Origin of the sequence: Mesorhizobium sp. M1A.T.Ca.IN.004.03.1.1, assembly GCF_003997555.1 — a bacterium.
GTDB lineage: Bacteria > Pseudomonadota > Alphaproteobacteria > Rhizobiales > Rhizobiaceae > Mesorhizobium.
Genome location: NZ_RZTV01000052.1, coordinates 1 through 497, shown reverse-complemented (window position 1 = coordinate 497; position 497 = coordinate 1). Strand labels below are relative to the sequence as shown.

Annotated in this window: 1 protein-coding gene; it reads left to right on the top strand. The window is 66.8% G+C overall.

Going from position 1 to position 497, the window contains the following annotated elements:
* Positions 1-497: EF-Tu/IF-2/RF-3 family GTPase (locus EOD29_RS30635; RefSeq protein WP_245475484.1), on the top strand; the 497-nt coding region annotated here is incomplete at both ends.

Genomic DNA, 497 nt, shown 5'->3' with positions numbered 1-497 from the left:
AACAAGACCATCGGCGAGGACGCCATCCGCGAGCTGATGGCGCAGGTCGACGCCTATATCCCGACGCCGGTCCGTCCGCTGGACAAGCCGTTCCTGATGCCGATCGAGGACGTGTTCTCGATCTCGGGCCGCGGCACGGTCGTGACCGGCCGCGTCGAGCGCGGCGTGGTCAAGGTCGGTGAGGAATTGGAGATCGTCGGCATCCGTCCGACGGCCAAGACCACCTGCACGGGCGTGGAGATGTTCCGCAAGCTGCTCGACCAGGGCCAGGCCGGCGACAACATCGGCGCGCTGTTGCGCGGCATCGACCGCGAGGGTGTCGAGCGCGGCCAGGTTCTGGCCAAGCCGGGTTCGGTGAAGCCGCACAAGAAGTTCGTGGCCGAAGCCTACATCCTGACCAAGGACGAGGGCGGCCGTCACACGCCGTTCTTCACCAACTACCGGCCGCAGTTCTACTTCCGCACCACCGACGTGACCGGCATCGTGACGCTGCCGGC